The 26,426-nt window shown below is 69.9% G+C and carries 21 protein-coding genes, 4 tRNA genes and 1 pseudogene; 12 read left to right on the top strand and 14 right to left on the bottom strand.

Annotation, left to right across the window (positions count from 1 at the left end; genetic code table 11):
• The first annotated feature begins 144 nt into the window (after positions 1-144).
• Positions 145-4,098, top strand: a complete 3,954-nt coding sequence (gene hrpA / locus ACIQNU_RS43620; protein ID WP_401378250.1) for an ATP-dependent RNA helicase HrpA — start codon at positions 145-147, stop codon at positions 4,096-4,098.
• 156 nt (positions 4,099-4,254) lie between these two features.
• Positions 4,255-4,329, top strand: a tRNA-Asp gene (locus ACIQNU_RS43615).
• A 528-nt stretch (positions 4,330-4,857) separates the two neighbouring features.
• Here ACIQNU_RS43615 and bldC read toward each other — a convergent pair.
• Both bldC and ACIQNU_RS43605 read right to left on the bottom strand, forming a co-directional pair.
• Positions 4,858-5,064 carry a developmental transcriptional regulator BldC gene (gene bldC / locus ACIQNU_RS43610; RefSeq protein WP_003949541.1) on the bottom strand — a complete coding sequence of 69 codons (207 nt, stop codon included), beginning with the start codon at positions 5,062-5,064 and terminating at the stop codon, positions 4,858-4,860.
• 529 nt (positions 5,065-5,593) lie between these two features.
• Positions 5,594-6,514 carry a hypothetical protein gene (locus ACIQNU_RS43605; RefSeq protein ID WP_401378247.1) on the bottom strand — a complete coding sequence of 307 codons (921 nt, stop codon included), beginning with the start codon at positions 6,512-6,514 and terminating at the stop codon, positions 5,594-5,596.
• 410 nt (positions 6,515-6,924) lie between these two features.
• On the opposite strand from ACIQNU_RS43605, the gene ACIQNU_RS43600 reads away from it, so the two are divergent.
• Positions 6,925-8,016: a Leu/Phe/Val dehydrogenase gene (locus ACIQNU_RS43600; RefSeq protein ID WP_401378244.1), complete on the top strand. Its 1,092-nt coding sequence runs from the start codon at positions 6,925-6,927 to the stop codon at positions 8,014-8,016.
• 311 nt (positions 8,017-8,327) lie between these two features.
• Positions 8,328-8,594: a DUF3073 domain-containing protein gene (locus ACIQNU_RS43595; RefSeq protein WP_401378242.1), complete on the top strand. Its 267-nt coding sequence runs from the start codon at positions 8,328-8,330 to the stop codon at positions 8,592-8,594.
• 107 nt (positions 8,595-8,701) lie between these two features.
• Here the strand turns inward: ACIQNU_RS43595 and purM are convergent, their stop codons facing one another.
• From purM to purS, 10 genes and pseudogenes are all read right to left on the bottom strand, one after another.
• Complete coding sequence (gene purM / locus ACIQNU_RS43590; protein WP_401378239.1) at positions 8,702-9,769, bottom strand: phosphoribosylformylglycinamidine cyclo-ligase; 1,068 nt, start codon at positions 9,767-9,769, stop codon at positions 8,702-8,704.
• Between the two features lie 70 nt (positions 9,770-9,839).
• A complete protein-coding gene (purF, locus tag ACIQNU_RS43585; RefSeq protein WP_401378237.1) occupies positions 9,840-11,381 on the bottom strand; it encodes an amidophosphoribosyltransferase in 1,542 nt (513 codons plus the stop codon).
• Between the two features lie 62 nt (positions 11,382-11,443).
• The gene (locus ACIQNU_RS43580; protein ID WP_401378234.1) at positions 11,444-12,310 is read right to left on the bottom strand and encodes an META domain-containing protein; all 867 of its coding nucleotides are present in this window, start codon (positions 12,308-12,310) and stop codon (positions 11,444-11,446) included.
• 50 nt (positions 12,311-12,360) lie between these two features.
• Entirely contained in the window at positions 12,361-13,164 is an 804-nt protein-coding gene (locus ACIQNU_RS43575) for a sterol carrier family protein (RefSeq protein ID WP_401378231.1), read from the bottom strand.
• 22 nt (positions 13,165-13,186) lie between these two features.
• Positions 13,187-13,406 (bottom strand): annotated as a pseudogene (locus tag ACIQNU_RS43570) (hypothetical protein).
• The gene (locus ACIQNU_RS43565) at positions 13,403-14,392 is read right to left on the bottom strand and encodes a M23 family metallopeptidase (protein ID WP_401378228.1); all 990 of its coding nucleotides are present in this window, start codon (positions 14,390-14,392) and stop codon (positions 13,403-13,405) included. Before ACIQNU_RS43565 ends, ACIQNU_RS43570 begins: the two are co-directional and overlap by 4 nt.
• Before the next feature lie 17 nt (positions 14,393-14,409).
• Positions 14,410-14,979, bottom strand: a complete 570-nt coding sequence (locus tag ACIQNU_RS43560; RefSeq protein ID WP_401378226.1) for an ArsR/SmtB family transcription factor — start codon at positions 14,977-14,979, stop codon at positions 14,410-14,412.
• 142 nt (positions 14,980-15,121) lie between these two features.
• Positions 15,122-17,371 (bottom strand): phosphoribosylformylglycinamidine synthase subunit PurL, encoded by a 2,250-nt coding sequence (gene purL / locus ACIQNU_RS43555; RefSeq protein WP_401378224.1) that lies wholly within the window; start codon positions 17,369-17,371, stop codon positions 15,122-15,124.
• Positions 17,368-18,060, bottom strand: a complete 693-nt coding sequence (gene purQ / locus ACIQNU_RS43550; RefSeq protein WP_401378222.1) for a phosphoribosylformylglycinamidine synthase subunit PurQ — start codon at positions 18,058-18,060, stop codon at positions 17,368-17,370. The genes purL and purQ overlap by 4 nt, the downstream gene beginning before the upstream one ends.
• Positions 18,057-18,308, bottom strand: a complete 252-nt coding sequence (gene purS / locus ACIQNU_RS43545; RefSeq protein ID WP_401378219.1) for a phosphoribosylformylglycinamidine synthase subunit PurS — start codon at positions 18,306-18,308, stop codon at positions 18,057-18,059. Before purS ends, purQ begins: the two co-directional genes overlap by 4 nt.
• Positions 18,309-18,635: 327 nt before the next feature.
• Between purS and ACIQNU_RS43540 the strand changes: the two genes are divergently transcribed.
• The 8 genes from ACIQNU_RS43540 to ACIQNU_RS43505 all read left to right on the top strand — a co-directional run bounded on the left by ACIQNU_RS43540 (position 18,636) and on the right by ACIQNU_RS43505 (position 23,369).
• The gene (locus ACIQNU_RS43540) at positions 18,636-18,959 is read left to right on the top strand and encodes an Lsr2 family protein (RefSeq protein ID WP_401378217.1); all 324 of its coding nucleotides are present in this window, start codon (positions 18,636-18,638) and stop codon (positions 18,957-18,959) included.
• A 189-nt stretch (positions 18,960-19,148) separates the two neighbouring features.
• Positions 19,149-19,220 (top strand) — tRNA-Gly (locus ACIQNU_RS43535).
• A 79-nt stretch (positions 19,221-19,299) separates the two neighbouring features.
• A tRNA-Gly gene (locus ACIQNU_RS43530) sits at positions 19,300-19,372 on the top strand.
• 157 nt (positions 19,373-19,529) lie between these two features.
• Positions 19,530-20,510: an ABC transporter ATP-binding protein gene (locus ACIQNU_RS43525; RefSeq protein ID WP_401378214.1), complete on the top strand. Its 981-nt coding sequence runs from the start codon at positions 19,530-19,532 to the stop codon at positions 20,508-20,510.
• A 65-nt stretch (positions 20,511-20,575) separates the two neighbouring features.
• Entirely contained in the window at positions 20,576-21,319 is a 744-nt protein-coding gene (locus ACIQNU_RS43520) for an ABC transporter permease (protein WP_401378252.1), read from the top strand.
• A 39-nt stretch (positions 21,320-21,358) separates the two neighbouring features.
• A complete protein-coding gene (locus tag ACIQNU_RS43515) occupies positions 21,359-22,648 on the top strand; it encodes a sensor histidine kinase (protein WP_401378212.1) in 1,290 nt (429 codons plus the stop codon).
• The gene (locus ACIQNU_RS43510; RefSeq protein WP_401378209.1) at positions 22,648-23,274 is read left to right on the top strand and encodes a response regulator; all 627 of its coding nucleotides are present in this window, start codon (positions 22,648-22,650) and stop codon (positions 23,272-23,274) included. Before ACIQNU_RS43515 ends, ACIQNU_RS43510 begins: the two co-directional genes overlap by 1 nt.
• Before the next feature lie 22 nt (positions 23,275-23,296).
• Positions 23,297-23,369: transfer RNA gene (locus ACIQNU_RS43505), tRNA-Gly, on the top strand.
• Positions 23,370-23,453: 84 nt separating this feature from the next.
• On the opposite strand, the gene ACIQNU_RS43500 is transcribed toward ACIQNU_RS43505, so the two are convergent.
• Positions 23,454-24,353, bottom strand: a complete 900-nt coding sequence (locus ACIQNU_RS43500; protein WP_401378207.1) for a phosphoribosylaminoimidazolesuccinocarboxamide synthase — start codon at positions 24,351-24,353, stop codon at positions 23,454-23,456.
• A 129-nt stretch (positions 24,354-24,482) separates the two neighbouring features.
• On the bottom strand, positions 24,483-25,988 hold the full coding sequence (locus ACIQNU_RS43495) for a N,N-dimethylformamidase beta subunit family domain-containing protein (RefSeq protein WP_401378205.1): 1,506 nt from the start codon (positions 25,986-25,988) through the stop codon (positions 24,483-24,485).
• Positions 25,989-26,426: the final 438 nt, after the last annotated feature.

The following is a 26,426-nucleotide window of genomic DNA, read 5'->3' as shown; positions in this document are numbered from 1 at the left end:
GCATCAGCGTCCTGTTCGCCATGCTCCGCGACGGCACCTTCTACGAAGCCAGAACCCCACGCCACGCTTGACGAAAGACATAGAGGCACCCCCCCCCAAAACGGTTAGCCACCACTTTCCGCGAGGTGCGATCCTGGGAGCCGTATGTCTACGCAGCCTGCCCTCGCTCTTGGATCCCTCGCCCCCCGCCTGTCCGAGCTGTCCCTGCGCGACGCGCACCGACTCGGCCGCAGGCTCGAAGGCGCGCGCCGGATCCGTAAACCCGACGCCCGCGCCGCCGTCATCGCCGAGATCGAGGCGGAGGTCGCGAAGGCCGAGGCCCGGATGGCCGGCCGCGCGGACCGGGTCCCGGAGATCACGTACCCGGAAGAACTTCCGGTCAGCCAGAAGCGGGGCGACATCCTCGCGGCGATCCGTGACCACCAGGTCGTGATCGTCGCCGGCGAGACGGGCTCCGGCAAGACGACGCAGATCCCCAAGATCTGTCTGGAGCTGGGGCGCGGCGTCCGCGGCATGATCGGGCACACCCAGCCCCGCCGTATCGCCGCCCGCACGGTCGCGGAGCGCGTCGCCGACGAGCTGGACACCCCGCTCGGCCAGGCAGTCGGCTGGAAGGTCAGGTTCACCGACCAGGTGGACCCGGACGCCACCTTCGTCAAGCTGATGACCGACGGCATCCTGCTCGCCGAGATCCAGACGGACCGCGAGCTGCGCGCGTACGACACGATCATCATCGACGAGGCCCACGAGCGGTCCCTGAACATCGACTTCCTGCTCGGCTATCTCGCCCAGCTCCTCCCGAAGCGGCCCGACCTCAAGGTCGTGATCACTTCGGCGACGATCGACCCGGAGCGTTTTTCGAGGCACTTCGGCGACGCCCCCATCGTCGAGGTCAGCGGGCGTACGTACCCCGTAGAGGTGCGTTATCGGCCGCTCCTGGAAGACGATTCCGAGGACGTCGACCGGGATCAGATCACCGCCATCTGTGACGCCGTGGACGAGCTTCAGGGCGAAGGACCCGGCGACATCCTGGTCTTCCTCTCCGGCGAGCGCGAGATCCGCGACACGGCCGACGCGCTCACCAAGAAGAACCTGCGGTTCACCGAAGTGCTGCCCCTCTACGCGCGCTTGTCGCACGCCGAGCAGCACCGCGTGTTCCAGCGCCACAGCGGTCGCCGCATCGTCCTCGCCACGAACGTCGCCGAGACCTCCCTCACTGTCCCGGGCATCAAGTACGTCATCGACCCGGGCACCGCCCGTATCTCGCGCTACAGCCACCGCACCAAGGTCCAGCGGCTGCCGATCGAAGCGGTCAGCCAGGCGAGCGCCAACCAGCGCAAGGGCCGCTGCGGACGGACATCCGACGGCATCTGCGTACGGCTGTACTCCGAGGACGACTTCCTCGCCCGCCCGGAGTTCACCGACGCCGAGATCCTCCGTACGAACCTGGCGTCCGTCATCCTCCAGATGACCGCGGCCGGCCTCGGCGACATCGAGAAGTTCCCCTTCATCGACCCGCCGGACCACCGCAACATCCGGGACGGCGTCCAACTCCTCCAGGAACTCGGCGCGCTGGACCCGCAGGAGAAGGACCACCGCAAACGGCTCACCGCACTTGGCCGAAAACTGTCGCAGCTCCCGGTCGATCCGCGCCTCGCGCGCATGGTCGTGGAGGCCGACAAGAACGGCTGTGTCCGCGAGGTCATGGTCATCGCTGCCGCCCTGTCCATCCAGGACCCCCGCGAGCGCCCCGCCGACAAGCAGACGCAGGCCGACCAGCAGCACGCCCGCTTCAAGGACGAGACCAGCGACTTCCTCGCCTTCCTCAATCTGTGGCGGTATGTCCGAGAGCAGCAGAAGGAGCGGGGCTCGTCCTCGTTCCGCCGCATGTGCAAGCAGGAGTACCTGAACTTCCTGCGCATCCGGGAGTGGCAGGACATCTACGCGCAGGTGCGCTCGGTCGCGAAGACGATGGGCATCCATGTCAACGAGGACGACGCGCCCGAGCAGTCCGTCCACACCTCGCTGCTCGCCGGACTGCTCTCGCACATCGGCCTCAAGGACACCGACAAGAACGAGTACCTGGGCGCGCGCGGCGCCAAGTTCGCCGTCTTCCCCGGCTCGGCGCTCTTCAAGAAGCAGCCCAAGGTCATCATGTCCGCGGAGCTGGTGGAGACGTCCCGCCTGTGGGCGCGGGTCAACGCGAAGATCGAACCCGAGTGGATCGAACCGCTCGCCCAGCACCTGATCAAGCGCACGTACAGCGAGCCGCACTGGGAGAAGGACCAGGCGGCCGTGATGGCGTACGAGCGCGTCACGCTGTACGGCGTGCCGATCGTCGCCCACCGGAAGGTCAACTACGGCCGGATCGACGCCGAGGCGAGCCGTGAGCTGTTCATCCGGCACGCGCTCGTGGAGGGCGACTGGCGCACCCACCACAAGTTCTTCGCCGACAACCGCAAGCTCCTCACCGAGGTCGAGGAGCTGGAGCACCGGGCCCGCCGCCGCGACATCCTGGTGGACGACGAGACGCTGTTCGACTTCTACGACCAGCGCGTACCCGACCATGTGGTGTCCGGCGCCCACTTCGACTCGTGGTGGAAGCACCGGCGCCACGAGGAACCCGAACTGCTCGACTTCGCGCGCGAGATGCTCATCCGCGAGTCGGCGGAGGCGGTCACCAAGGCCGACTACCCGGACACCTGGCGGCAGGGCCCGCTCAGCTTCCGCGTGACGTACCAGTTCGAGCCGGGCGCGGACGCAGACGGCGTCACCGTGCACGTCCCGCTCCAGGTCCTCAACCAGGTCACGGACGAGGGCTTCGACTGGCAGATCCCGGGCCTGCGGGAAGAGGTCGTCACCGAGCTGATCCGCTCCCTCCCGAAGCCGATCCGCCGGCACTACGTCCCGGCGCCGAACTTCGCGACCAGGTTCCTCGCGCGCGCGGTGCCCCTCCAGGAGCCACTGACGGTGACACTGGCCCGCGAGCTGAAGGGCATGGTCGGCGTCCCGGTCACCGCCGACGACTTCGACTGGGCGAAGGTCCCCGACCATCTGAGGATCACGTTCCGGATCGTCGACGAGCGGCGCCGCAAGCTGGCGGGCGACCCCAGGGAGGCCGAGGACAAGGATCTGGAGGCGCTGAGGCTGCGGCTGCGGCCCAAGGCGCGCCAGGCCATCTCCCAGGCCGCCGCGGCCACGGCGGAGCGCACGGGCGGCGAGGCCATCGAGCGCAAGGGCCTCACGGACTGGTCCATCGGCAGCCTGACCCGGCTGTTCGAGACCCGGCGGGCCGGACAGCCCGTGAAGGCGTACCCGGCGCTGGTGGACGACGGCGACACGGTCTCCGTACGGCTCTTCGACACCGAGGCCGAGCAGCAGCGCGCGATGTGGCGGGGCACCCGCCGGCTGATCCTGCGCAACATCCCGGTGAACCCGGCGAAGTTCGCGTCGGACAAGCTCACCAACGCGCAGAAACTGGCGCTCTCGGCCAACCCGCACGGCTCGGTGCAGGCCCTCTTCGACGACTGCGCGACCGCGGCGGCCGACCGCCTGATCGCCGACTTCGGCGGCCCGGCCTGGGACGAGGAGTCCTACCGCAAGCTGTACGAGAAGGTGCGCGCCGACATCGTCGACACGACGGTGCGCACGGTCGGGCAGGTCCAGCAGGTGCTGGCCGCCTGGCAGTCCTGTGAGCGGCGCCTGAAGGCCACCAGGAGCCCCGCGCTGCTCGCCAACCTCGCGGACGTACGGGAACAACTCGCGGGCCTGGTGAAGCCCGGCTTCGTCACCGAGACGGGCGTCGGGCGGCTGCCGGACCTGATGCGCTATCTGGTGGCGGCGGACCGGCGGCTCCAGCAGATGCCGACGAACGTCCAGCGGGACACCACGCGGATGGAGAAGGTCCGCGAGATGCGCGACGAGTACGCGTGGCTGCTCGAACAGCTCCCGTCGGGACGGCCGGTGCCGCAGCAGGTGCTGGACATCCGCTGGATGATCGAGGAACTCCGCGTGAGCTACTTCGCGCACGCGCTGGGCACGGCGTATCCGGTGTCGGACAAGCGGATCGTGAAGGCGATAGACGCGGCGGCCCCGTAACCGCGAAACAGGCCGGGAGCGGGCCGGGATACGGGCCGGGGAGCGGTGACGGAGCCCTCACCGGCGGTGAGTTCGACCGCATGGCCTGCCCTCCTGTACAGTCTCGTCTCGCGGAACAACGCAGCGGCCAACACCGCGACGAGTACCGCGAAGCAAGGTCCTGTGGAGCAGTTTGGAGTGCTCGCCACCCTGTCAAGGTGGAGGCCGCGGGTTCAAATCCCGTCAGGACCGCAGCAAGGCCCACACCCCCCGGGTGTGGGCCTTAAACGTGTGTGCTGTTCGTGGAGGTCCTGGGCGGCGGGAACCTTCAGCGCCGCCCGCCCGTTTCCCCTATAGCGCAACTACCCGCCCCGCAACAAGGACTTGAGCGTGTGACAGGCGTCACCGAACAAGTTTTGAAAACCGCCTTACTTACGCCTCACCTACAACGAGTCAATTTAATATGTGCAATTGCACCTCCATCCACCCGCACCCCTCAGACTCCGACAAGGTCGCTCAGAGCACCCGCACAAGCCCCGCCGGGGCCCCACAACCACCCCGCACAGACCCACGAACAGGCGGTACGAGAGCCGCGCGCGGGCATAAAAAAATCGCGCTGGACCCGGCGGAGTCCAGCGCGATGAACGACGCACCCTTGTCGCGATCAAGCCCAAGTGCTGGGGCGTAGGTCCTGTTGGGGCAGGACCCGCGTCGTGTGGAGCTGAGTGTCGGACGAGCACCGGGTGGGGGACCCGGCGGAAATGCCCGAGTTGTGCGTGGTCAGGCCTCGCTGCGCTGCTGCGGAATGCCCGCGAGCAGAGCACGGACCTCCGCCTCGCGGTAGCGGCGGTGCCCGCCGAGCGTGCGGATCGACGTGAGCTTGCCAGCCTTCGCCCAGCGCGTGACCGTCTTCGGGTCGACGCGGAACATCGTGGCGACCTCAGCCGGGGTCAGCAGCGGCTCGGCATCAGGGGTGCGAGCGGTCATGAGCGGCCTCCTCGGATGAACCGAACCTTCTCGGTTCTTTCCTCTAAATTCTGCACCTTGACCCGCGTTGCCCGAAATGGCGGACGCGGGTCGAGTCGGTTATAGGACGAACGGCTTGTCCTCGGCACTACAACTACACCATCTGTCCAGCCGCGTCGGCCAAACCGATGGAATTGCCCTCCCAGGTGTTCATCAGCGACGGAAGCCGATGGACCATGCCATAGCGGACAGTCACACCCCAGTGACGATCAGTCACAGAGTGATCAGGAGTCATCAGACCCCCCATAGCGTGCAATGCAGAGCATTCCGTCCCATATAGGGACGGAGGGAGCCCTCCCCGGACTCCTTGTCCTATTTTGGCACGAGGAGGGGTGATGGGCGCAAGGCCCCGGTAAGTGCGGTCCATCACGCTTGGCACGCTTGACGCAAAGGCCCGGATCGGGACCTACGTCCCGTATCCGACGGACTGCGCACTGTCAGGGCCGCCCGGCACCACTTCCCGGCCACCACCGGACCACCGGACCGCCGGTCAGCTCGCCGACTGCCGGTCCCGCACCGCCCGCCAGCGCTCCACGAGCCGCGCGTACGCCTCGCCCGCGCCGGCCCCGTCCCCGGTGCGCAGCGCCTGGATGCCCTCGGCCACGTCCGCCGCCGAGTGGTCGTCGTCGAGCTGGGCCGCGGGCAGCGCGTGCACCAGGCCGCCGTAGTCCAGCTCGACCAGGGAACGCGGGTGGAATTCCTCCAGCCAGCTCCCCACATCTACCAGGCCGTCGATCATGGGACCCTCGTCGAGCGCTTCCTTGAGCGCTTTCAGGCCACGTGCGACCCGCCGCCGCGCCTGCACCATCGGCGTCCGGTACCGCAGCACCGGCGCCCCCGGGACGCCCGTCACGGGATCTTCGGGACCTACGGGACCTTCTTCCGCGCCACCCCCGCCACCCCCGTCGCCCCCGTCACCCTCCCCCGCCGCCCGGTACTCCCGCTCACCGTCCGAGACCAGCACGAACCAGTTGAGCGGCACCTGCCAGGTCGCCGTCCGGATCCACGGCCGCGCGTCGGGGTTGCGGGCCAGCCAGCGCTCGTAGTCGTCGGTCGTCTGGCGGCGTACGACCGGGGGGAGCACCGCGTCCAGGACCCGCGGCGGGAACTGGCCCGCCAGCTCGCCCAGCGCCTGCCAGCCGCGCAGCCGGGTCCGCCACGGGCACACGCACACCACACCGTCGACATGCGCGACGAACGCGTCGTCACTCTCGTGCACCGGCACCGGCACCGGCGGCGTGGGCAGCAAATCCGTCAGCGAGCGGCGCAGTTCGTCCTGGTACGAGGGGCGGTCGGTGCGCCGCGCGTACTTCGCCCAGTGGCTGCGTTCCGGCTCGGGGAAGGCGGCCAGCGGCTCGTACACGCGCAGATAGGACGCGTACGGCACGATCACCGAGGACACCTTGGGCACCCCTGCTCCCTCCCCCGCGGACCGGCTCGGAAACCCGGCGGGAAACCACTGCAAATCGTGCCATGCCCGCATCCGGCGAGCGCCCCCGCCCAGGGGGTTTCTGATGGATTTCCGTGGGTGAAGGAGCGGCGTTCGGTGCGTGCTCTCGGTGTGCCGCGCGGAAGTCCGCGTACTGGGCGTACGTGGGCTTTCGTGCGGTGCGGCGAGAGTGCGTGCCGGGCGTCGCGACGCCACGGAGATCCATCAGAGACCCCCTAGGCCGCGCGAGGGTGATCCTGAGCACGCCGATGAGAGATCCTGAGCACTAGGCGGATCACCACCCCATCAGGCTCTACCCTCATGACCACCGGACCCGACCACCCCCACGGGCGCCGGCTCCAACCGCCGCAACTTACCTGGGAGTCACCACAGTGACCGACGTAACCACCGGCGTCCTGCACACCCTGTTCCACTCGGATCAGGGGGGCCATGAGCAAGTCGTGCTCTGCCAGGACCGTGCCAGCGGCCTCAAGGCCGTCATCGCGCTGCACTCCACCGCCCTGGGCCCCGCGCTCGGCGGCACCCGCTTCTATCCGTACGCGAGCGAGGAAGCGGCCGTCGCGGACGCGCTGAACCTCGCGCGCGGGATGTCGTACAAGAACGCCATGGCGGGGCTCGACCACGGCGGCGGCAAGGCCGTCATCATCGGCGACTCGCAGAGCATCCAGGGCGAGCGGCGCACCGAACTGCTCCTCGCCTACGGCCGGTTCGTGGCCTCGCTCGGCGGCCGTTACGTCACCGCGTGCGACGTCGGCACCTATGTCGCCGACATGGACGTCGTGACCCGAGAGTGCCGCTGGACGACCGGCCGCTCCCCCGAGAACGGCGGCGCGGGCGACTCGTCGGTGCTGACCGCGTACGGCGTCTTCCAGGGCATGCGGGCCAGCGCCCAGCACCTCTGGGGCGACCCGTCGCTGCGCGGCCGGACCGTCGGCATCGCGGGCGTCGGCAAGGTCGGCCACCACCTCGTGGAGCACCTGCTCGAAGACGGCGCCGAGGTCGTCGTGACGGACGTCCGCGCCGATTCGGTACGCCGGATCACCGAGCGGCACCCCAAGGTCACCGCCGTCGCCGACACGGACGCCCTGATCCGTACCGAGGGCCTGGACGTGTACGCGCCCTGCGCGCTCGGCGGGGCGCTCGACGACGACACCGTGCCCGCGCTGACCGCCACCGTGGTCTGCGGCGCCGCCAACAACCAGCTCGCCCACCCGGGCGTCGAGAAGGACCTCGCGGACCGCGGGATCCTCTACGCGCCGGACTACGTGGTGAACGCGGGCGGGGTCATCCAGGTCGCCGACGAGCTGCACGGCTTCGACTTCGACCGGTCCAAGGCGAAGGCCGCGAAGATCTTCGACACCACGCTCGGAATCTTCGCTCGTGCGAAGGAAGACGGTATTCCGCCGGCCGCCGCGGCCGACCGGATCGCCGAACAGCGGATGGCCGAGGCGCGTCGCCCCTGACGCTCCGGGGCCGCTTCGGGCCCGTGAACGACGTTGTCAGGGACCCGCCGACCGGGGGTGAGAGACAAGACTCACCCCCGTCGGCGGGTCGTCCGCCAAGAAGAGGTTAAAATCGCGGTTGACCAGCGAGGACGGGGCGCCTCGCAGGTTCTGCGCACACGCGGCTGCTGCGGGCGACGTACCGTATGGCCGCAGGAGCAGGTACCGTGGAAGCCCTACGGACCGGTCTCTCCACGGAGAGCCCGTTCGAGATCATGAACGCGTGTCAAGACTCTGGGGCCGTCGAGCCCTGTCACCGAGGGGGTCGAGCCATGGGGCGCGGCCGGGCCAAGGCCAAGCAGACGAAGGTCGCCCGCCAGCTGAAGTACAACAGCGGCGGGACTGACCTGTCGCGTCTGGCCAACGAGCTGGGCGCATCGACTTCGAGTCAGCCTCCGAACGGCGAGCCGTTCGAGGACGACGACGAGGACGACGACCCGTACGCACAGTACGCGGATCTGTACAACGACGACGATGACGACGACGAGTCGGGATCGGCCGACGAGTCAGGTCCGTCATCACGACGTCGCGGCGCTTGACGTAGCAGCGCCCTTCGCAGTTCTGCGGTTCGCGCAGCACCTCACCCGGTCCGGGGCCATCACGCCGGACCGGGTTCAGTGTTGCCTCGTGCGCCTCTTGGCGCGGGCTAACGGGCGTAGTCACCGCTGAGGGCCGCGCCCGTCGTGTGTGTGCCGCGGTCGGTGATCGTTCCCGCCACCCACGCGTCCACACCCCGGTCCGCGAGGGTGGTCAGTGCCACGTCCACCGAGTCTTCGGGGACGATCGCCATCATGCCGACGCCCATGTTGAGGGTCTTCTCCAGCTCCAGGCGTTCGACCTGGCCCGCGCGGCCGACGAGGTCGAAGACGGGGGCCGGGGTCCAGGTCGTGCGGTCGACGGTGGCGTGCAGGCCGTCGGGGATCACCCGGGCGAGGTTCGCCGCGAGTCCGCCGCCCGTGATGTGGCTGAAGGCGTGCACCTCGGCCGTCCGGGTCAGCGCCAGACAGTCGAGGGAGTAGATCTTGGTGGGCTCCAGCAGTTCCTCGCCGAGAGTCCGGCCGAACTCCTCGACCTGCTGGTCCAGGCGCATCCCGGCGCGGTCGAAGACGACGTGCCGCACCAGCGAGTACCCGTTGGAGTGAAGCCCGGAGGACGCCATCGCGATCACCGCGTCACCCGTACGGATACGGTCCGGGCCGAGCAGCGCGTCGGCCTCCACCACGCCCGTACCGGCGCCCGCGACGTCGAAGTCGTCCGGGCCGAGGAGGCCAGGGTGTTCGGCGGTCTCGCCGCCGACCAGGGCGCAGCCGGCGAGGACACAGCCCTCGGCGATGCCCTTGACGATGGCGGCGACCCGCTCGGGGTGGACCTTGCCGACGCAGATGTAGTCGGTCATGAAGAGCGGTTCGGCGCCGCACACCACGATGTCGTCCATCACCATCGCGACGAGGTCGTGGCCGATGGTGTCGTACACGCCGAGCTGCCGGGCGAGGTCGACCTTGGTGCCGACGCCGTCCGTGGCCGAGGCCAGCAGCGGCCGGTCGAACCGCTTCAGGGCGGAGGCGTCGAAGAGCCCGGCGAATCCGCCGAGGCCGCCGAGTACCTCGGGGCGCCGCGTCTTCTTCACCCACTCCTTCATCAGCTCGACGGCGCGGTCGCCCGCCTCGATGTCGACGCCCGCGCTCGCGTAGCTGGCACCGGTGGTCTCAGACATGGCTGGGAGAGCTTTCGTGTCGTCCGGTAGGAAGGAGTCGTGGTCGTACGGGACGTGCGGTGCCGTACATCTACGGACGGCGCAGCGCGTCGACCGCCGCGGTGGCGGCGGGACCGGCGGCCAGCTCGGTCTCCAGGAGCTGCTTGCCGAGCAGCTGCGGGTCGGGCAGCTCCATCGGGTACTCGCCGTCGAAGCAGGCACGGCAGAGGTTCGGCTTGTCGATGGTGGTGGCCTCGATCATGGCGTCGAGGGAGATGTAGTGGAGGGAGTCGGCGCCGAGCGACTTGCCGATCTCGTCGACGGTCATGCCGTTGGCGATGAGTTCGGCGCGGGTCGCGAAGTCGATGCCGAAGAAGCAGGGCCACTTCACGGGCGGCGAGGAGATCCGGATGTGGACCTCGGCGGCGCCGGCCTCGCGGAGCATCCGGACGAGGGCGCGCTGGGTGTTGCCGCGGACGATGGAGTCGTCCACGACGATCAGGCGCTTGCCCTTGATGACTTCCTTGAGCGGATTCAGCTTGAGGCGGATACCGAGCTGGCGGATCGTCTGCGAGGGCTGGATGAAGGTCCGGCCGACGTACGCGTTCTTCACCAGGCCGGAGCCGAAGGGGATGCCCGACGCCTCCGCGTAGCCGATCGCGGCGGGGGTGCCGGACTCCGGTGTCGCTATCACCAGATCGGCGTCGACGGGGGCCTCCTTGGCGAGGCGGCGGCCCATCTCCACGCGGGACAGATAGACGTTCCGTCCGGCGATGTCGGTGTCGGGGCGGGCGAGATACACGTACTCGAAGACACAGCCCTTGGGCTTTGCTTCCGCGAAGCGTGAGGTGCGGATGCCGTTCTCATCGACGGCGACGAACTCGCCCGGCTCTATCTCGCGGACGTAGGTCGCACCGCAGATGTCGAGTCCGGCGGACTCCGACGCGACGACCCAGCCGCGCTCCAGGCGGCCGAGGACCAGCGGGCGGATGCCCTGCGGGTCGCGGGCGGCGTAGAGGGTGTGCTCGTCCATGAAGACGAGGGAGAAGGCGCCCTTCACCTCGGGGAGGACCTTGGCCGCGGCCTCTTCGACGGTGAGCGGCTTGCCGTCCGCGTCGCCGGTGTCCGTCTGGCCCGCGAGGAGGGCGGTGATCAGGTCGGTGTCGTTGGTCGCGGCGATCCGGCCGGAGCGGCTGACCGTCTCGGGCGCGGGGAGGGCCGCGGCCATCTCGGCGAGCTGGGCCGTGTTGACCAGGTTGCCGTTGTGGCCGAGGGCGAGGGAGCCGTGCGGGGTGGCACGGAAGGTCGGCTGCGCGTTCTCCCACACCGAGGCTCCGGTGGTGGAGTAGCGGGCGTGGCCCACGGCGATGTGGCCCTGGAGGGCGCCGAGGGAGGTCTCGTCGAAGACCTGGGAGACCAGGCCCATGTCCTTGAAGACGAGGATCTGGGAGCCGTTGCTGACCGCGATTCCCGCGGATTCCTGGCCCCGATGCTGGAGGGCGTAGAGCCCGAAGTACGTGAGCTTTGCGACCTCTTCACCCGGGGCCCAGACTCCGAAGACGCCACAAGCGTCCTGGGGGCCTTTCTCGCCGGGGAGCAGATCGTGATTGAGTCGACCGTCACCACGTGGCACGGCACCGAGTGTAGGCGAGATCGACCACCGGTCCGAATTGGGGACGGTTTCCGTAAGCGGAATCACTTTGCCGGGGTGGCCGTCTTTCCGGCCGTGGCGGCGATTCCGGTGCCGTCCGGGGCGGTGAGGGTGAGGCCGCGGTGGTTCAGTTCGTACGTGAGCTGCTTGCCGTCGAAGAGGCGCAGAAGGGCGCGTTCGACCTTCATCACGGGTTCGGGGCAGATCATGCGGGTGGTGATGGGGCGGGACAGGGTGAGGTGACCGTCGGTGATCTTCGCGGTGGCGGAGACGCGGTTGCAGCCGAGGGTGCCGGTGACCTTGGCTTCCTTGCCGTCCTTGGCCTCCTTGCCGTTCTTGCTGAAGGTCAGGTGGGCCTTGCCGTCGGCGTCCTTCGGGAGTGAGGTCGCGGTCTCGTTCCTGACCAGCGAGGTCACGGTCCATTCGGTGCCGGTGAGCGGGGCCGGCTTCTCCTCGGTGAGGGCGATGCGGTCGCCGTCCGGGGTGGTGAGGGTGAGGGTGCCGGCCGCGACCTTCGCCGTGAGCCTGCCCGCGCCCAGGGCCTTCGCGAGCAGTTCCTCGTAGGCCATCATCTGCTTCGGGCAGCCGATCTGGGTGGTCGCCGTGTCGCCGAAGCTGACGGTGCCGTCCTTGATCTCGGCGGTGCTGTGGAAGCGGTTGCAGCCGAGGGTGCCGGAGGTCGTTCCGTCGGGTTCGATGCGGACGTGGCTGCCGTCGGGTGCTTTGTACGTTTTCCCGGCCACCGTGAGATCGCGCACATTCCAGTGGACGCCGGTGAGGGGCAGCGAGGTGTCGACGGTGCCGGAGCCCGCGCCGGAGCCGTCACCGGTCGCGGTCCCGCAGGCGGTGAGGAGGCCCGCTGCCGCGAGGGTGCCGACGGTGCTGATGAGGGTCGGACGCTGCGTGTACATGCCGGTCTGACGGGGCGGGCGGGGGGATCGGTTCCCCTGCCCGCCCGGGTTCACCTCAGAATCGGGAGCAATGCGGACAGGTCGGCCCGCTCGCCGCTGGCGCTCACGGTGGCCGCCTCGCGTTCGGTCGCCCAGTCCGTCCGCCCGGTCGCGAGCCGGATCCAGGTGAGCGGGTCGGTCTCCACGACGTTGGGCGGGGTGCCGCGGGTGTGCCGGGGTCCTTCGACGCACTGCACCACGGCGTACGGCGGAATCCGGACCTCCGTAGAGCCGCCCGGCGCCTTCACGGCGAGCGCGTCGGCGAGCAGCCGGACGGCGGCGGCGAGCGCCTGCCGGTCGAAGGGGATCGCGAGCCCGGTGGCGCGGTTGAGGTCGTCGGTGTGGACGACGAGTTCGACGGTACGGGTGACCAGGTAGTCGTCCAGGGTCATGGTGCCCATCCGGGGCCTGACCAGCCGGGTACCCGGCCCTTCGTCGAGCCGCGCGGCGACCCGCCCACCGACCTCGCCGAACAGGGCGTCGAGATCGGGATGCCGTGCTCCGAGCGCACGGGTGTCCTCATCGATCCCATCGGCGTACCGCCCGGTCGCGAACGGCCAGTCCAGCAATCCGACCTCGGGCCGCCCCCGATCCCCCGCCCCCACGGCGTCCAGCGCCCGTTCCACCCCACCGAGCGCCATGGCGACATGCGCGACCAGGTCCCGCACACTCCACTCCCCGACCCCGGACCGGGCCCCCAACACCTCGTCCCCCACCCCCCGCACCCCGTCCCGCACGGCCCCGAACTGCCCGAACACGGCGGCCCGAATCTTGCGGGGGTCATAGGAACGGGGGCGCTTTTTGACGGGAGGCATGGGGGTGAGGGTAGTCAGGGAATCAGTGCCGTACGTCGCGCTGATCCACTTCCTTGAGCACGGTGGCCACGCACGGGAAGTCGTTGTCGATGTGCAGCACGGTATGCCGGTGGTGGACGGCGGTGGGACGGGCTCGTGGCCGAGTAGAGAAATTCGGCTCGGGTGGGCTCGCAGATGTGGAAGACGCCCGGGGTGCGGAAGAAATGCCAAAGCGCCGAGGTGTCCAAGAGATACGTGATCACTCGAAGGCTTGCCGCCGGGCGCGTTTGGCAGCGTCGTGCGCGGCGGCGGCATCGAACTCTCCGCGTGCGCCGCGCGCCGCCAGCCTCTCGGCGGCTTCGAGTCGTCTCACACGGGCTACGTCGTCGTGGAGTGCGGCGTTGACCGTACGAACCCCCTCCGCCATGAACGTCTCCCCGTTCGACGGAACCCCGATCCCCCGCCAGGTGAACGGGACACCCCGGGCCGTGTCCAGGTCCGGGGTGTCCATCAGTTGGAAGTGGACGTGGGGTTCTGTTGAGTTGCCCGAGTTGCCGCAGGACGCGATCTCCTGGCCCGCCCGGACGCGGTCGCCCGCGCGGACCTGGAGGGAGCCCTGGCGGACGTGGGCGTACATCGCGTAGGTGCCGTCTCCCAGGTCCAGGATTATGTGGTTGCCCACGATCCGTCCCGCGCCGCCCATCTCGCGCAGGGTGCTTTCGATGAGCAGCAGATACGCCAGCATCGGCAGGGAGTTCCGGCTCAGGTGGTCGCGCTGGTTGTCCGACGCGTGGACGACCGTGCCGTCGGCGACCGCGAGCAGCGGGGCGCCGTACGCGGGGAAGGCGTCGCTGCGGCGGACCGGTGGCCAGACCCAGGCGAACCCGGGGCGGGCGGGGCCGTCACCGGGTTCCGGTTCGGCGACGATGTCGATCGCGTACGTCTGCCCGTACCCGTGTGTGCCATGGCTCGGGACCTTGTCGGCCGGGCTGTTGAGCGCGGTCCAGCGGCCGGTGACCGGGGCCAGGACCTCCACCGGCGGCCGGTTCGCGTCCGGGCGCAGGCTCTTCATTCCGCTCCTCAGGAGGACGATGACCACTACCAGGGCCGCGCCCAGGCCGAGCCAGATCCTCGGGTACGGCGCCTCGCCCAGGCGGTCGACCACGAAGCTGCCCAGGATCAGGGCGACCAGGGCGATCAGCAGGACGCGGTACGCGACCATCAGCAGTTTCCGTGTCCGTACGGACATCTCGCCCTCTCCAGGGGTCATGGGCGGGCGGCCGTCAACGCCACGAGGAGGGGCACCACACGGGTGCCCGGCACCTCGTACCGCCCCCGGCTCGTGGTGTGCAGCCAGCCCGCGCCGGTCAGTTGGCGCAGGTGGTGGTAGATCTGCCCGGTCGTGCCGAGCCCTTCGAGTTCGGTCAGCTCGGCCGCGGTCCGCCGGCCGCCGAGGATCTCGCGCAGCAGCCGGAGGCGTACGGGGTGGCCGAGGGCGGCGAGAGGTTCGGCGGCGGCGGACCAGTCGGAGCCGTCCTCATCGCCACCGTCACCCTCACCGTCACCGTCATCGTCCGGTCGCTCGGCGAACAGCGGCTCCGTGAGTGCCCCGTACTGCCACTCGTACCACTCCCCGGTCGGCAGCCGTACCGCCCCCGTGAACAGCACGCCTCCGTCGGCCGCGCCGATCTCGGAGAGCTGCCGTTTGAACCCCTCCAGCGCCCAGAAGTCGCCCTCGGCCAGGCGAGGACGGTCCGGAACGGTCCGTTCCGCCGCCGCCGTCTCCAGGATCGCGAGACGCGCCTCCAGCGCGGCGACCCGCGCCTCCAGTTCCATGCCCGCCAAGATACGTAACTACGTAATTTCGTGCAACCGAGCCACCTCAACCCACCCTCGTGCGGGCACGACAGAGCCCCCGCCCCGCACAAAGCGGAACGGGGGCCCGTCGGATCAGCTCAGGCTCGACGGCAGGCGCGGCTCAGGCCAGCAGCGCCGGAATCGTCGCCTCGTGCGCCTCCCGCACCTCCGCCAGCGACAGCGCGAACTCGCCCTGCACCTCGATCGCGTCCCCGTCCACGACACCGATGCGGGTCACGGGCAGCCCGCGCGCCCCGCACATGTCGTTGAACCGCAGCTCCTCCGAGCGCGGCACGGCCACGACCGCGCGGCCCGCCGACTCCGAGAACAGGAAGGTGAAGGCGTCGAGACCGTCCGGTACGACCAGCCGGGCACCCTTCCCGCCGCGCAGACACGACTCCGCGACCGCCTGGATCAGGCCGCCGTCGGACAGGTCGTGCGCCGCGTCGACCATGCCGTCGCGGGACGCGGAGATCAGGATCTCGCCGAGCAGCCGCTCCCGCTCCAGGTCGACCACGGGCGGCAGCCCGCCCAGGTGCTCGTGCACCACCTGTGACCAGGCCGAACCGCCGAACTCCTCACGGGTGTCGCCGAGCAGGTAGAGCAGTTGGCCCTCCTCGCGGAAGGCGACCGGTGTACGGCGCGAGACGTCGTCGATGACGCCGAGTACCGCGACGACCGGCGTCGGGTGGATCGCCGTCTCGCCGGTCTGGTTGTACAGCGACACATTGCCGCCCGTGACCGGCGTGCCCAGGATCTGGCAGGCGTCCGCGAGCCCGCGCGTGGCCTCGGCGAACTGCCACATGACCGCCGGGTCCTCGGGCGAGCCGAAGTTCAGGCAGTCCGAGACGGCCAGCGGCTTCGCACCGCTCGTCGCCACATTCCGGTACGCCTCCGCGAGCGCGAGCTGCGCGCCCGCGTACGGGTCGAGCTTCGCGTACCGGCCGTTGCCGTCCGTGGCGACCGCGACGCCGAGGTTGGTGTCCTCGTCGATGCGGATCATGCCGGAGTCCTCGGGCTGGGCGAGGATCGTGTTGCCCTGCACGAACCGGTCGTACTGGTCCGTGATCCACGCCTTCGACGCCTGGTTCGGCGACGCCACCAGCTTCATGACCTGCGACTTCAGCTCGTCGCCTGTCTTCGGGCGCGGGAGCTTGTTCGCGTCGTCGGCCTGGAGGGTGTCCTGCCAGTCGGGGCGCGCGTACGGCCGCTCGTACACCGGGCCCTCGTGCGCCACGGTCCTCGGCGGTACGTCCACGATCTGCTCGCCGTGCCAGTAGATCTCCAGGCGCTCGCCGTCCGTCACCTCACCGATGACGGTCGCGATGACGTCCCACTTCTCGCAGATCTCCAGGAAGCGGTCGACCTTGCCGGGCTCCACGATCGCGCACATGCGTTCCTGCGACTCGCTCATGAGGATTTCCTCGGGCGAGAGGGTCGCGTCACGCAGCGGCACGGTGTCCAGCTCGACCCGCATCCCGCCGGAGCCGGCGCTCGCCAGCTCGCTGGTCGCGCAGGACAGACCGGCGCCGCCGAGGTCCTGGATGCCGTCGACCAGCTTCTCGCGGAAGATCTCCAGGGTGCACTCGATGAGCAGCTTCTCCTGGAACGGGTCGCCGACCTGCACGGCCGGGCGCCGCGAAGGGCCGGTCGAGTCGAAGGTCTCGGAGGCGAGCACGGACACACCGCCGATGCCGTCGCCGCCGGTCCGCGCCCCGTACAGGATGACCTTGTTGCCCGCGCCCGACGCCTTCGCGAGGTGGATGTCCTCGTGCTTCATGACGCCCACGCACAGGGCGTTGACCAGCGGGTTTCCCTGGTAGCACGGGTCGAAGACGACCTCGCCGCCGATGTTCGGCAGGCCCAGGCAGTTGCCGTAGCCGCCGATGCCCGCGACGACACCGGGCAGCACCCGCTTGGTGTCCGGGTGCTCGGCCGCGCCGAACCGCAGCGGGTCCATCACGGCGACCGGGCGCGCGCCCATCGCGAGGATGTCGCGGACGATGCCGCCGACACCGGTCGCGGCGCCCTGGTAGGGCTCGATGTAGGAGGGGTGGTTGTGCGACTCGACCTTGAAGGTGACCGCGTACCCCTGGCCGACGTCGACCACGCCCGCGTTCTCGCCGATCCCGACGAGCATCGCGTCGTTGTCGGGTGCCTTCTCGCCGAACTGCCGCAGATGCACCTTGCTGCTCTTGTACGAGCAGTGCTCCGACCACATCACCGAGTACATGGCGAGTTCGGCGCCGGTCGGGCGGCGGCCGAGGATCTCGCGGATGCGCGCGTACTCGTCCTCCTTGAGGCCCAGGTCCCGCCAGGGGAGGGCCGTCTCCGGGGTGCCGGTGGCGTGCTTGACCGTGTCCAGCGTCATGCCGCTGCCCCCTTCGCCACGAGGTTCTTGAGGATCGAGGTGAAGAATCCGAGGCCGTCGGTGCGGCCGGTGCCGATCAGCGGCTCGACCGCGTGCTCGGGGTGCGGCATGAGGCCGACGACATTGCCGGCGGCGTTGGTGATGCCGGCGATGTCGCGCAGCGAACCGTTCGGATTCACGTCCAGATAGCGGAAGGCGACCCGGCCCTCGGCCTCCAGCTCGTCGAGGACCCGCTCGTCGGCGACATAGCGGCCGTCGATGTTCTTGAGCGGGATGGAGATCTCCTGCCCGGCCGTGTAGTCCGCGGTCCAGGCCGTGGCGGCCGTCTCGACGCGGAGCCGCTGGTCCCGGCAGATGAAGTGGAGATGGTTGTTCCGCAGCATGGCACCGGGCAGGAGATGCGTCTCGGTGAGCACCTGGAAACCGTTGCAGATCCCGAGCACCGGCATTCCGGCCTTCGCCTGCTCGATGATCGTTTCCATGACCGGCGAGAACCGGGAGATGGCACCGGCCCGCAGATAGTCGCCGTACGAGAATCCGCCGGGCAGAACCACGGCGTCGACCTGCTTCAGATCCTTGTCCCGATGCCAGAGCGGCACCGCTTCCGCACCGGCCACCCGGACGGCGCGCTGAGTGTCGCGGTCGTCGAGCGTGCCGGGGAAGGTGACGACTCCGATACGAGCTGTCACTTCGACTCCTCGACCTTTACGACGAAGTCCTCGATCACGGTGTTGGCGAGGAACGTCTCCGCCATCTCGTGAATACGGGTGAGGGCCGCGTCATCGACCGGCCCGTCGACCTCAAGTTCGAAGCGCTTTCCCTGACGTACGTCGGCGATCCCGTCGAAGCCCAGGCGCGGCAGTGCCCGCTGCACCGCCTGGCCCTGGGGGTCGAGGATCTCCGGCTTGAGCATGACGTCGACTACGACGCGTGCCACTGGCACTCCCGGTGTGTGGTGCTGAGCTGGTTCGTTCAGACTACCGGCCCAAAATTTCTACTCGCGTAGATTCGTAGCTTCCCACGTGACCGCCATCACGCCCGGTGGCACCCGCCCCGCACCCATGGGCCGTCTTCACGGAAAATCCTGGGAAAAATCTCGGATCCGCAATGCATCGGACACGCGGACGGATTTAACAGGGCTTCACAATTCATTGCCAGGCACTGTACAAATGAATTGGCAATAGCCGATACTTTGGCTCACCAGCCGGACAGTCGACATCACCGCACGTCAAGGGCGAGATGTCGCACGAAGGGACCGATATTCGTGGCGCAGCGTGTCGTGGTCACTCTCTCTGACGACATCGACGGCGGAACAGCGGCGGAAACGATCGCCTTCGGCCTTGACGGCAAGTCGTACGAGATCGACCTCAATCCAGCCAATGCCAAGAAACTGCGTAAGGCCCTCGCGCCCTACGTCAGCGCGGGCCGCAAGCCGAAGACCGGCAAGGTCGCCCGGGTCTTCAAGCACACCGCCGTGAGCCCCGACCCGGCCGCCGTCCGCGCCTGGGCCCGCTCGCACAAGATGGACGTACCGCCGCGCGGCCGGATCCCCAAGCGGGTGTACGAGGCGTTCGACGCCGCGAACTGATTCGCGTCCGCTCCGCACCCCGCTCCGTCGAGTGATCCTCTCCGTCGATGTCGCCGGCGCTCCCCCATCCGCCGGGCGGAGCAACCGACTTGCCTGACAGGGCAGCCGACTTGCGTTGCACCCCGGCTGATCAGCTAGAGTCTGGAGCACGCCGAGGGGCGGGGCGGAAAAGCCCACCTCACGGAGCGTGCGGGTGTAGTTCAGTAGTAGAACATCCCCCTTCCAGGGGGAAGGCGCAGTGTGCGATCCCTGTCACCCGCTCCGCATCTCTTACCGACCATGAAAGTGGATCAGGTAGGGTGGTGCTCGCGCCGACCGGTGAAAGCCGGTCGGAGGCAATGCGGACGTAGCTCAGCTGGTAGAGCGCAACCTTGCCAAGGTTGAGGTCGCGAGTTCGAACCTCGTCGTCCGCTCTCGACAAAGGCCCCGGTCATCACGATCGGGGCCTTTTCGTATGCCTTCGTATCCCCGTTTTTCTTCGCCGGTGGTTCCGGGGTCTCTGACATTTGTCATGCGGGCCGGTGACACCCCGCACTGCTCGCGCGCCCGTCGGCCGGGGAAGCTCGGTACATGACTACCGACATCGACGAGCGCGTGATCGACGTCTCCGAGCTGCGCCGGGTCTACGGGGGCGGATTCGAAGCCGTACGCGGCGTCTCCTTCTCCGTGGGCCGGGGCGAGCTGTTCGCGCTGCTCGGCACCAACGGCGCCGGCAAGACCTCCACCGTCGAAATCCTCGAAGGGCTCGCCGCACCCGCCGGCGGACGGGTCCGGGTGCTCGGCCACGACCCGTACACCGAGCGCGGCGCCGTACGCCACCGCATCGGCGTGATGCTCCAGGAAGGCGGCTTCCCCTCCGAACTGACCGTCGGCGAGACCGCCCGTATGTGGGCCGGCTGCACCAGCGGCGCCCGGCCCCCGGCGGAGGCCCTGTCGCTCGTCGGCCTCGACCGGCGTACCGGCGTCCGCGTCAAGCAGCTCTCCGGCGGAGAGCGGCGCCGCCTCGACCTGGCGCTCGCCCTGCTCGGCCGGCCCGAGGTGCTGTTCCTCGACGAACCCACCACCGGGCTCGACGCCGAAGGGCGCCACGCCACCTGGGAGCTGGTCCGCGAACTGCGCGACCAGGGCACCACCGTGCTGCTCACCACGCACTACCTCGAAGAGGCCGAAGACCTCGCCGACCGGCTCGCGATCCTCCACGAAGGCCGCATCGCCGCCGAAGGCACCGTCTCCGACGTCGTCGCCGCCCAGCCCTCGCACATCTCCTTCCAGCTCCCCGACGGCTACTTCGTCGGCGATCTGCCGCCCCTCGGCGAACTCGGCGTCAGCGGCCACGACACGGAAGGCCGCACCGTACGGCTGCGGACCGGTGAACTCCAGCGCGCCGCGACCCGGCTCCTCGTCTGGGCCGAGCGGGAACGCGTCGAACTGCGCGGACTCGACGTGCGCTCCGCGTCCCTCGAAGAGGCGTTCCTGCGGATCGCACGGGAAGCCGGCGACCGGAGCGTCCCCGGCCAGGCACACGAACCCCAGAAGGAGCCGGCGCTGTGAGCACCGTCACCCCCACGCACGCCCCCCGGACCGAGAGCGGCCCGACCACCACCGCGACCGGGCGGATGGCCGCGCTCGCCCGCGTCGAACTCACCCTCCTCGGGCGCAGCAAGGGCACCCTGTTCGCCGCGCTCGTCGTCCCGCTGATCCTGCCGTTCAGTACCAAGTCCGCCACCGACCAGATGGACCTCGAAGGGACCGGCCTCTCCGTCGGCACCGTCCTGCTGCCCGCGTCGATCGGCTTCTCGCTGCTCTTCGCCGTCTACTCCGCCCTCACCGCCGTCTTCGTCGCCCGCCGCGAAGAACTCGTACTCAAGCGGCTTCGCACCGGCGAACTCCGCGACAACGAAATCCTCGCCGGGGCCGCCCTGCCGTCGGTCTGCATCGGGCTCGGGCAGTCCCTGCTGCTCGCCGTCGGCTGCGGCTTCGTCCTCGACACGGGCGCCCCGCAGGCACCCCAGTACGCCGTACTCGGCCTGCTCGCCGGGATCGTGGTGTGCGCCGCGCTCGCCGCCGTCACCGCGAGTTTCAGCCGCACCACCGAAAGCGCCCAGGTCACCGCCCTGCCGCTGCTGTTCATCTCCATGCTCGGCTCCGGCATGATCATCCCCCTCGAAGTGCTCCCCGACCGGCTCGCCACCTTCTGCGAGCTGCTGCCGCTCACCCCCGTGATGACGCTGATCCGCGGCGGCTGGACCGGGGACCTCGGCGGCGGCGACCTGATCCGCGCCGTCGTGACCGCGCTGGCCTGGATCGCCCTCTCCGTGTTTGCTGTACGTCGGTGGTTCCGCTGGGAGCCTCGGCACTGACGGCGCCCGAGGCGGCGGAGAAGGAAGGAAAGGGGCGGCATGCGGAAACCGGGCCTGTGGTGGCGGCGCAAGAGCACACCCGCGAAGGTCGAGACCTACACCCGCTGGTCGTTCCACTTCTTCGCGGTGATCGAGATCTTCACGATCGGTTTCGTGCCCTTCGGGATCGTCCCGCAGCCCCGCGCGGGCTGGCTGTTCCTGCTGGTGTGCGGGCACGCCCTGCTCTGCGGGATCGTCTCGTCCCGGCTCCTCGACTGGGCCCGGGGCACCCGGGACGACCCGCGGCGCGCGGTCACCGTGCTCGCCGTGGTCACCGCCGTCCTCGCCGTCGTCTCCTTCGCCCTCGCGAACAACGGCAGCCACGACCCGGAACAGGTCGGGGCCGTCCTGACCCTCCTGTTCGGCATCCTCGCCTTCGGCACCGGCGCCCTGGCGCTCGGGATGCGCACCAGCCGGAACGCGTTCGTCATGGTCTGCGCCGCGACCGTGGGCGCCGGGGTGATCGCGCTGGGCTTCACGGGCAGCCCGTTCATCGCGCTCGGCACCGCCCTCGGGGCGTTCTTCAGCTGCGGCGCCCTCACCGCCACCGCCGTCTTCTCCCTCTGGCTGCTCAACGCCGTCTACGCACTCGCCGACGCCCGCGAGACCCGGGCCCGGCTCGCCGTCGCCGAGGAACGGCTCCGCTTCGGGCGTGACCTGCACGATGTCGTCGGGCGCAACCTCGCCGTCATCGCCCTCAAGAGCGAACTCGCCGTGCAACTCACCCGCCGTGGAAGGCCCGAGGCCGAGGAACAGATGATCGAAGTGCAACGCATCGCCCGGGAGTCCCAGCGAGAGGTGCAGGAGGTCGTACGCGGCTACCGCGAGGCGGACCTCGCCTCCGAACTCGCCGGGGCCCAGGGCGTCCTGACCGCCGCCGGTATCGCGTACGAGGTCACCGGCACGGCGACCGGCCTCCCGCCGGCCGTCCAGTCGACGCTGGCCTGGGTGGTCCGCGAGACGACGACGAACGTGCTGCGGCACGGGGACGCCTCGCGCTGTGCCGTGACGTTGGAGAAGGCGGGGGATGTGGTGCGGCTGACCGTCGAGAGTGACGGTGTGCCCGCCTCGGGGGCCCGCCCCGGTGGGGGGACCGGGTTGGCGGGGCTCCGGGAACGGTTGGGCGGGGTGGGGGGACAGTTGACCGCGGGGGCCGAGGGGCGGGTGTTCCGGGTGGTGGCGGAGGTTCCGCTGCCCGCACCGGAGAGTCTCCGGCAGCGCCGGGAGGCGGCGGAGCAGGCGGCGGCCGGGGACACGGCGCCGGTGTCCGAGAGCGGAGGGGCGCGGTGATGGCTTCCCCGGTACAGCCGAGGATCCGGCTGCTTCTGGCGGACGACGAGCATCTGATCCGGGGCGCCCTGGCCGCGCTGCTCGCACTGGAGGACGACCTCGTCGTCGTCGCGCAGGCCGGTTCCGGGACCGAGGCGCTTGCCATGGCCCGCGCCCACACCCCGGACGTCGCCGTCCTCGACCTCCAGATGCCCGGCGCCGACGGTGTGAGCGTCGCCACATCCCTCCGCAGCGAACTCCCCGCCTGCCGCACCCTGATCGTCACCAGCCACGGCCGCCCCGGCCACCTCAAACGCGCACTCGCCGCGGGCGTACGCGGCTTCGTGCCCAAGACGGTCAGCGCCCAGCGCCTCGCCGAGATCATCCGCACCCTGCACGCAGGCAACCGTTATGTGGACCCGGAGTTGGCCGCCGACGCCATCGCGGCCGGCGACTCACCGCTCACCGCGCGGGAGGCCGAGGTGCTTGAGCTGGCCGCCGACGGCGCCCCCGTCGCGGAGATCGCCGAACGCGCCGCGCTCTCCCAGGGCACCGTACGCAACTATCTGTCGTCGGCCGCGTCCAAATTGGGGGCCGAGAACCGTCATGCGGCGGTGCGGCTCGCGCGGGAGCGGGGTTGGGTATAGTGGGGGTCGCGCTTCGGCGCATGCGGACGTAGCTCAGCTGGTAGAGCGCAACCTTGCCAAGGTTGAGGTCGCGAGTTCGAACCTCGTCGTCCGCTCTTCTGTCTCTCAGGAGAACGAGAGCCCCGATCCTTTCGAGGACCGGGGCTTCTTCGTGTCGGGAGTCGGGGGGCGGGGGCCGCTCAGGACCAGCGGGCGCCCGTCAACCGCTCGTACGCCTCCACGTACTTCGCCCGCGTCGCCTCCACGGTCTCCGGCGGCAGCGGCGGGGGCGGCTGCTGGCCGTGGCGGTCCCAGCCGGCCGCCGGTGACGTCAGCCAGTCCCGTACGAACTGCTTGTCGAACGACGGTTGCGGGTGGCCCGGCTGCCAGCTCTCGGCCGGCCAGAAGCGGGACGAGTCGGGGGTCAGCACCTCGTCCGCGAGCGTCAGCACCTCGCCGTCGAAGCCGAACTCGAACTTGGTGTCCGCCAGGATGATCCCCCGGTCCCGCGCGATGTCGCGGGCCTCCCCGTACACCGCGAGCGTCTTCTGCCGTAGCTGCGCGGCGGTGTCCGCGCCCACCTGCCGGGCCACTTCCTCGTACGGCACGTTCTCGTCGTGCTCGCCGACCGCCGCCTTCGTCGCCGGCGTGAAGATCGGCGCGGGCAGCTCGGAGCCGTCCGCCAGGCCCTCGGGCAGCGCGAGCCCGCAGACCGTACGCGACTCCTCGTACTCCTTGAGGCCGGAGCCCGCGAGATAGCCGCGCGCGACGCACTCGACCGGCAGCATCCGCAACTGCTTGCAGATGAGGGTGCGGCCCGCCCAGTCCGCGGGTGCGCCGGCCGGGAGTTCGGTGCTCAGGACGTGGTTCGGCGCCAGGTGCGTCAGGTGCTCGAACCACCACAGTGAGAGCTGGGTGAGGACCCGGCCCTTGTCGGGGATCTCGGTCGGCAGCACCCAGTCATAGGCGGAGATACGGTCGCTGGCGACCATCACGAGGTCGCCCGCCTCGTTCTGGTACAGATCGCGCACCTTGCCGGTGTGCAGATGCACCAGACCCGGAACCTGGAGCGGTTCGGGCTTTTCAACGAATCCGGACACGGTTCCTCCCGTGGTGATGTCCAAGTGCCTTGATTCTCCCGTATGCGGAGAAGGGTCTTGGCCAGGGGTACGGGGTGGGTGCCGGGGGATGGTGGCGGTGGCCGGTGTGCGGGACGGCCGGTGGGTGGGTCAGTCGCGCTTGCAGATGCGGTCCAGCAGATTCGCGGTCGCGCGCTGGACGCGCGTGTCGACATGGCCGGGGCGGTCGAGCGCGGGCGACCAGGCGAAGGTGCCGGACGCGAAGACGAGCGCGCCGGACGGCGACCGGTACAGCGACGTCTCCTGGTGGCGGCGGGCCCCTTCGGTGTCGCGGTACGGGGAGTGCGCGAGCAGGATGCGGCGCTGGTGTTCGGGGAGGGCGGTGCGCGGGAAGTAGCGGTCGGCCTCGCCCGCGACCAGGCCGGGGAGTTCGTCGCCCTCGTGCGCCCCGGTCGCCTCCCACAGCCAGTGGTCCGCGTTCCGCACGATCAGCGGCTGCGGTTCCGGGACGCGGCCCGCGTACTGGATGCCCATGAGCTGTTGTTCCGGCCGGTCGATCTCCCGCCACAGCGCCGAGCGGCCGGGGCCGCGGCGCTTGCGGCAGGTGAGCAGCCGGTCCGGCACGCCGGACGGCGCGGGCGCCAACTCGACCTGCCAGTACATGGTGTTCGCCGACAGGAACACGAGCGAGGTGCCGTGGTCGCGCGCCTGCTCGACGGCTCGGCGCATCTTCACGGACCAGTACTCGTCGTGGCCGGGGAAGACCAGGCCCCGGTACCGGGTGGGGTCGATGCGGCCGGCGTGCAGGTCCCGGGTGTCGGCGTACGCGAGGTCGTAGCCGTAGCGCTCGGCCCAGCGGATGAAGTCGTACGCGTGGCCCACGTGCAGGGGCAGGCCCGCGCCCGCGTACGGGCGGTCGAAGGAGACCGTCATCGCGGCGTCCTCCTCGCCGAGCAGCCGCCCCTCCTTGTCCCACGCGTGGTAGAGGCTCGCGCCGGTGCGGCCGTCCTCCGGGTACAGGTTGTACGCCTGCCAGGTGATGTCCGGCAGGATCAGGAGCAGGTCGGCCGGCTCGTCGTCGCGGACCGTGAACGGGATGTGCGAGCGGTATCCGTCGGGTGTCGTGAGGACGGCGACATATGCGCCGACGGTCCAGTAGCTCGGGATCTGCAGCCGCCAGGACAGCCACCAGTGGTGGCAGGAGACCGTGCGGTCGGCGGCGAGCGGGGTGGGCTGGACGATGCCGGAGAGGCGGGGGCTGGTGGTGATCTTCGCGGCGCCGTCACCGGCGTAGTGCCCGATGCGGTAGATGTCGACGCTGAACTGCTGCGGCGGGTCGACGGTCACATGGAAGTCGATCGAACCGCCGGGGGCGGCGCCGCCGGTCGACGCGAATCCCTTGATCTGGCGGTGCACGTCGTCGGCGGTCCGCAGGCCGTTCGGCGGGCGGGTCGCGGCGCGCGGCTGCGGGATGCCTGCGGCGCCGGGGGCCGGGGCGTGGTCCACGTACCAGGGGACGACGTGTCCGGTGTCGTCGAAGTAGTGCTCGCTGCCGCGCAGCCAGGGCAGCGGGCCGAGCCCGAACGGGTCGTTCACCGCGTGGGCGAGTGCCCCCGACTCCCAGCGCCGGATGTGCTCCGCTCGCTCCGACCTCATCCCGCACCCCTCCCTGACGCCCTCGCACCTGAGGCCGCCCGAATGACCCGCCCTGTACCGCTCCGCACCACCCTGCCGCGCTTGTACGTCAGCTACGACCTCCAGCACATCACATTACGCACGCACTCCGTCACCGTTCGTCGCGAATTGAAGTAACCGGAGGGGGGCGCTCCGCTGGGTTGGGCGGGGTGGGGGTGCTTCGGGGGGTGGAGTGGAGGGTGCTTCGCGGGGTGGGGTGGAGGGTGCTTCGCGGGGTGGAGTGGAGGGTGCTTCGCGGGGTGGGGTGGAGGGGGAGGGGCGCTCCGGCCAGGTGGGGAGGGGGGAGGGGGCGCTCCGCGAGGCGGCGGGGGGGTGCCTCTATGTCTTTCGTCAAGCGTGGCGTGGGGTTCTGGCTTCGTAGAAGGTGCCGTCGCGGAGCATGGCGAACAGGACGCTGAT

Source organism: Streptomyces sp. NPDC091292 (assembly GCF_044757265.1).
In the GTDB taxonomy this organism is placed as follows: domain Bacteria; phylum Actinomycetota; class Actinomycetes; order Streptomycetales; family Streptomycetaceae; genus Streptomyces.
This window is presented reverse-complemented; position numbering and strand designations above follow the sequence as displayed.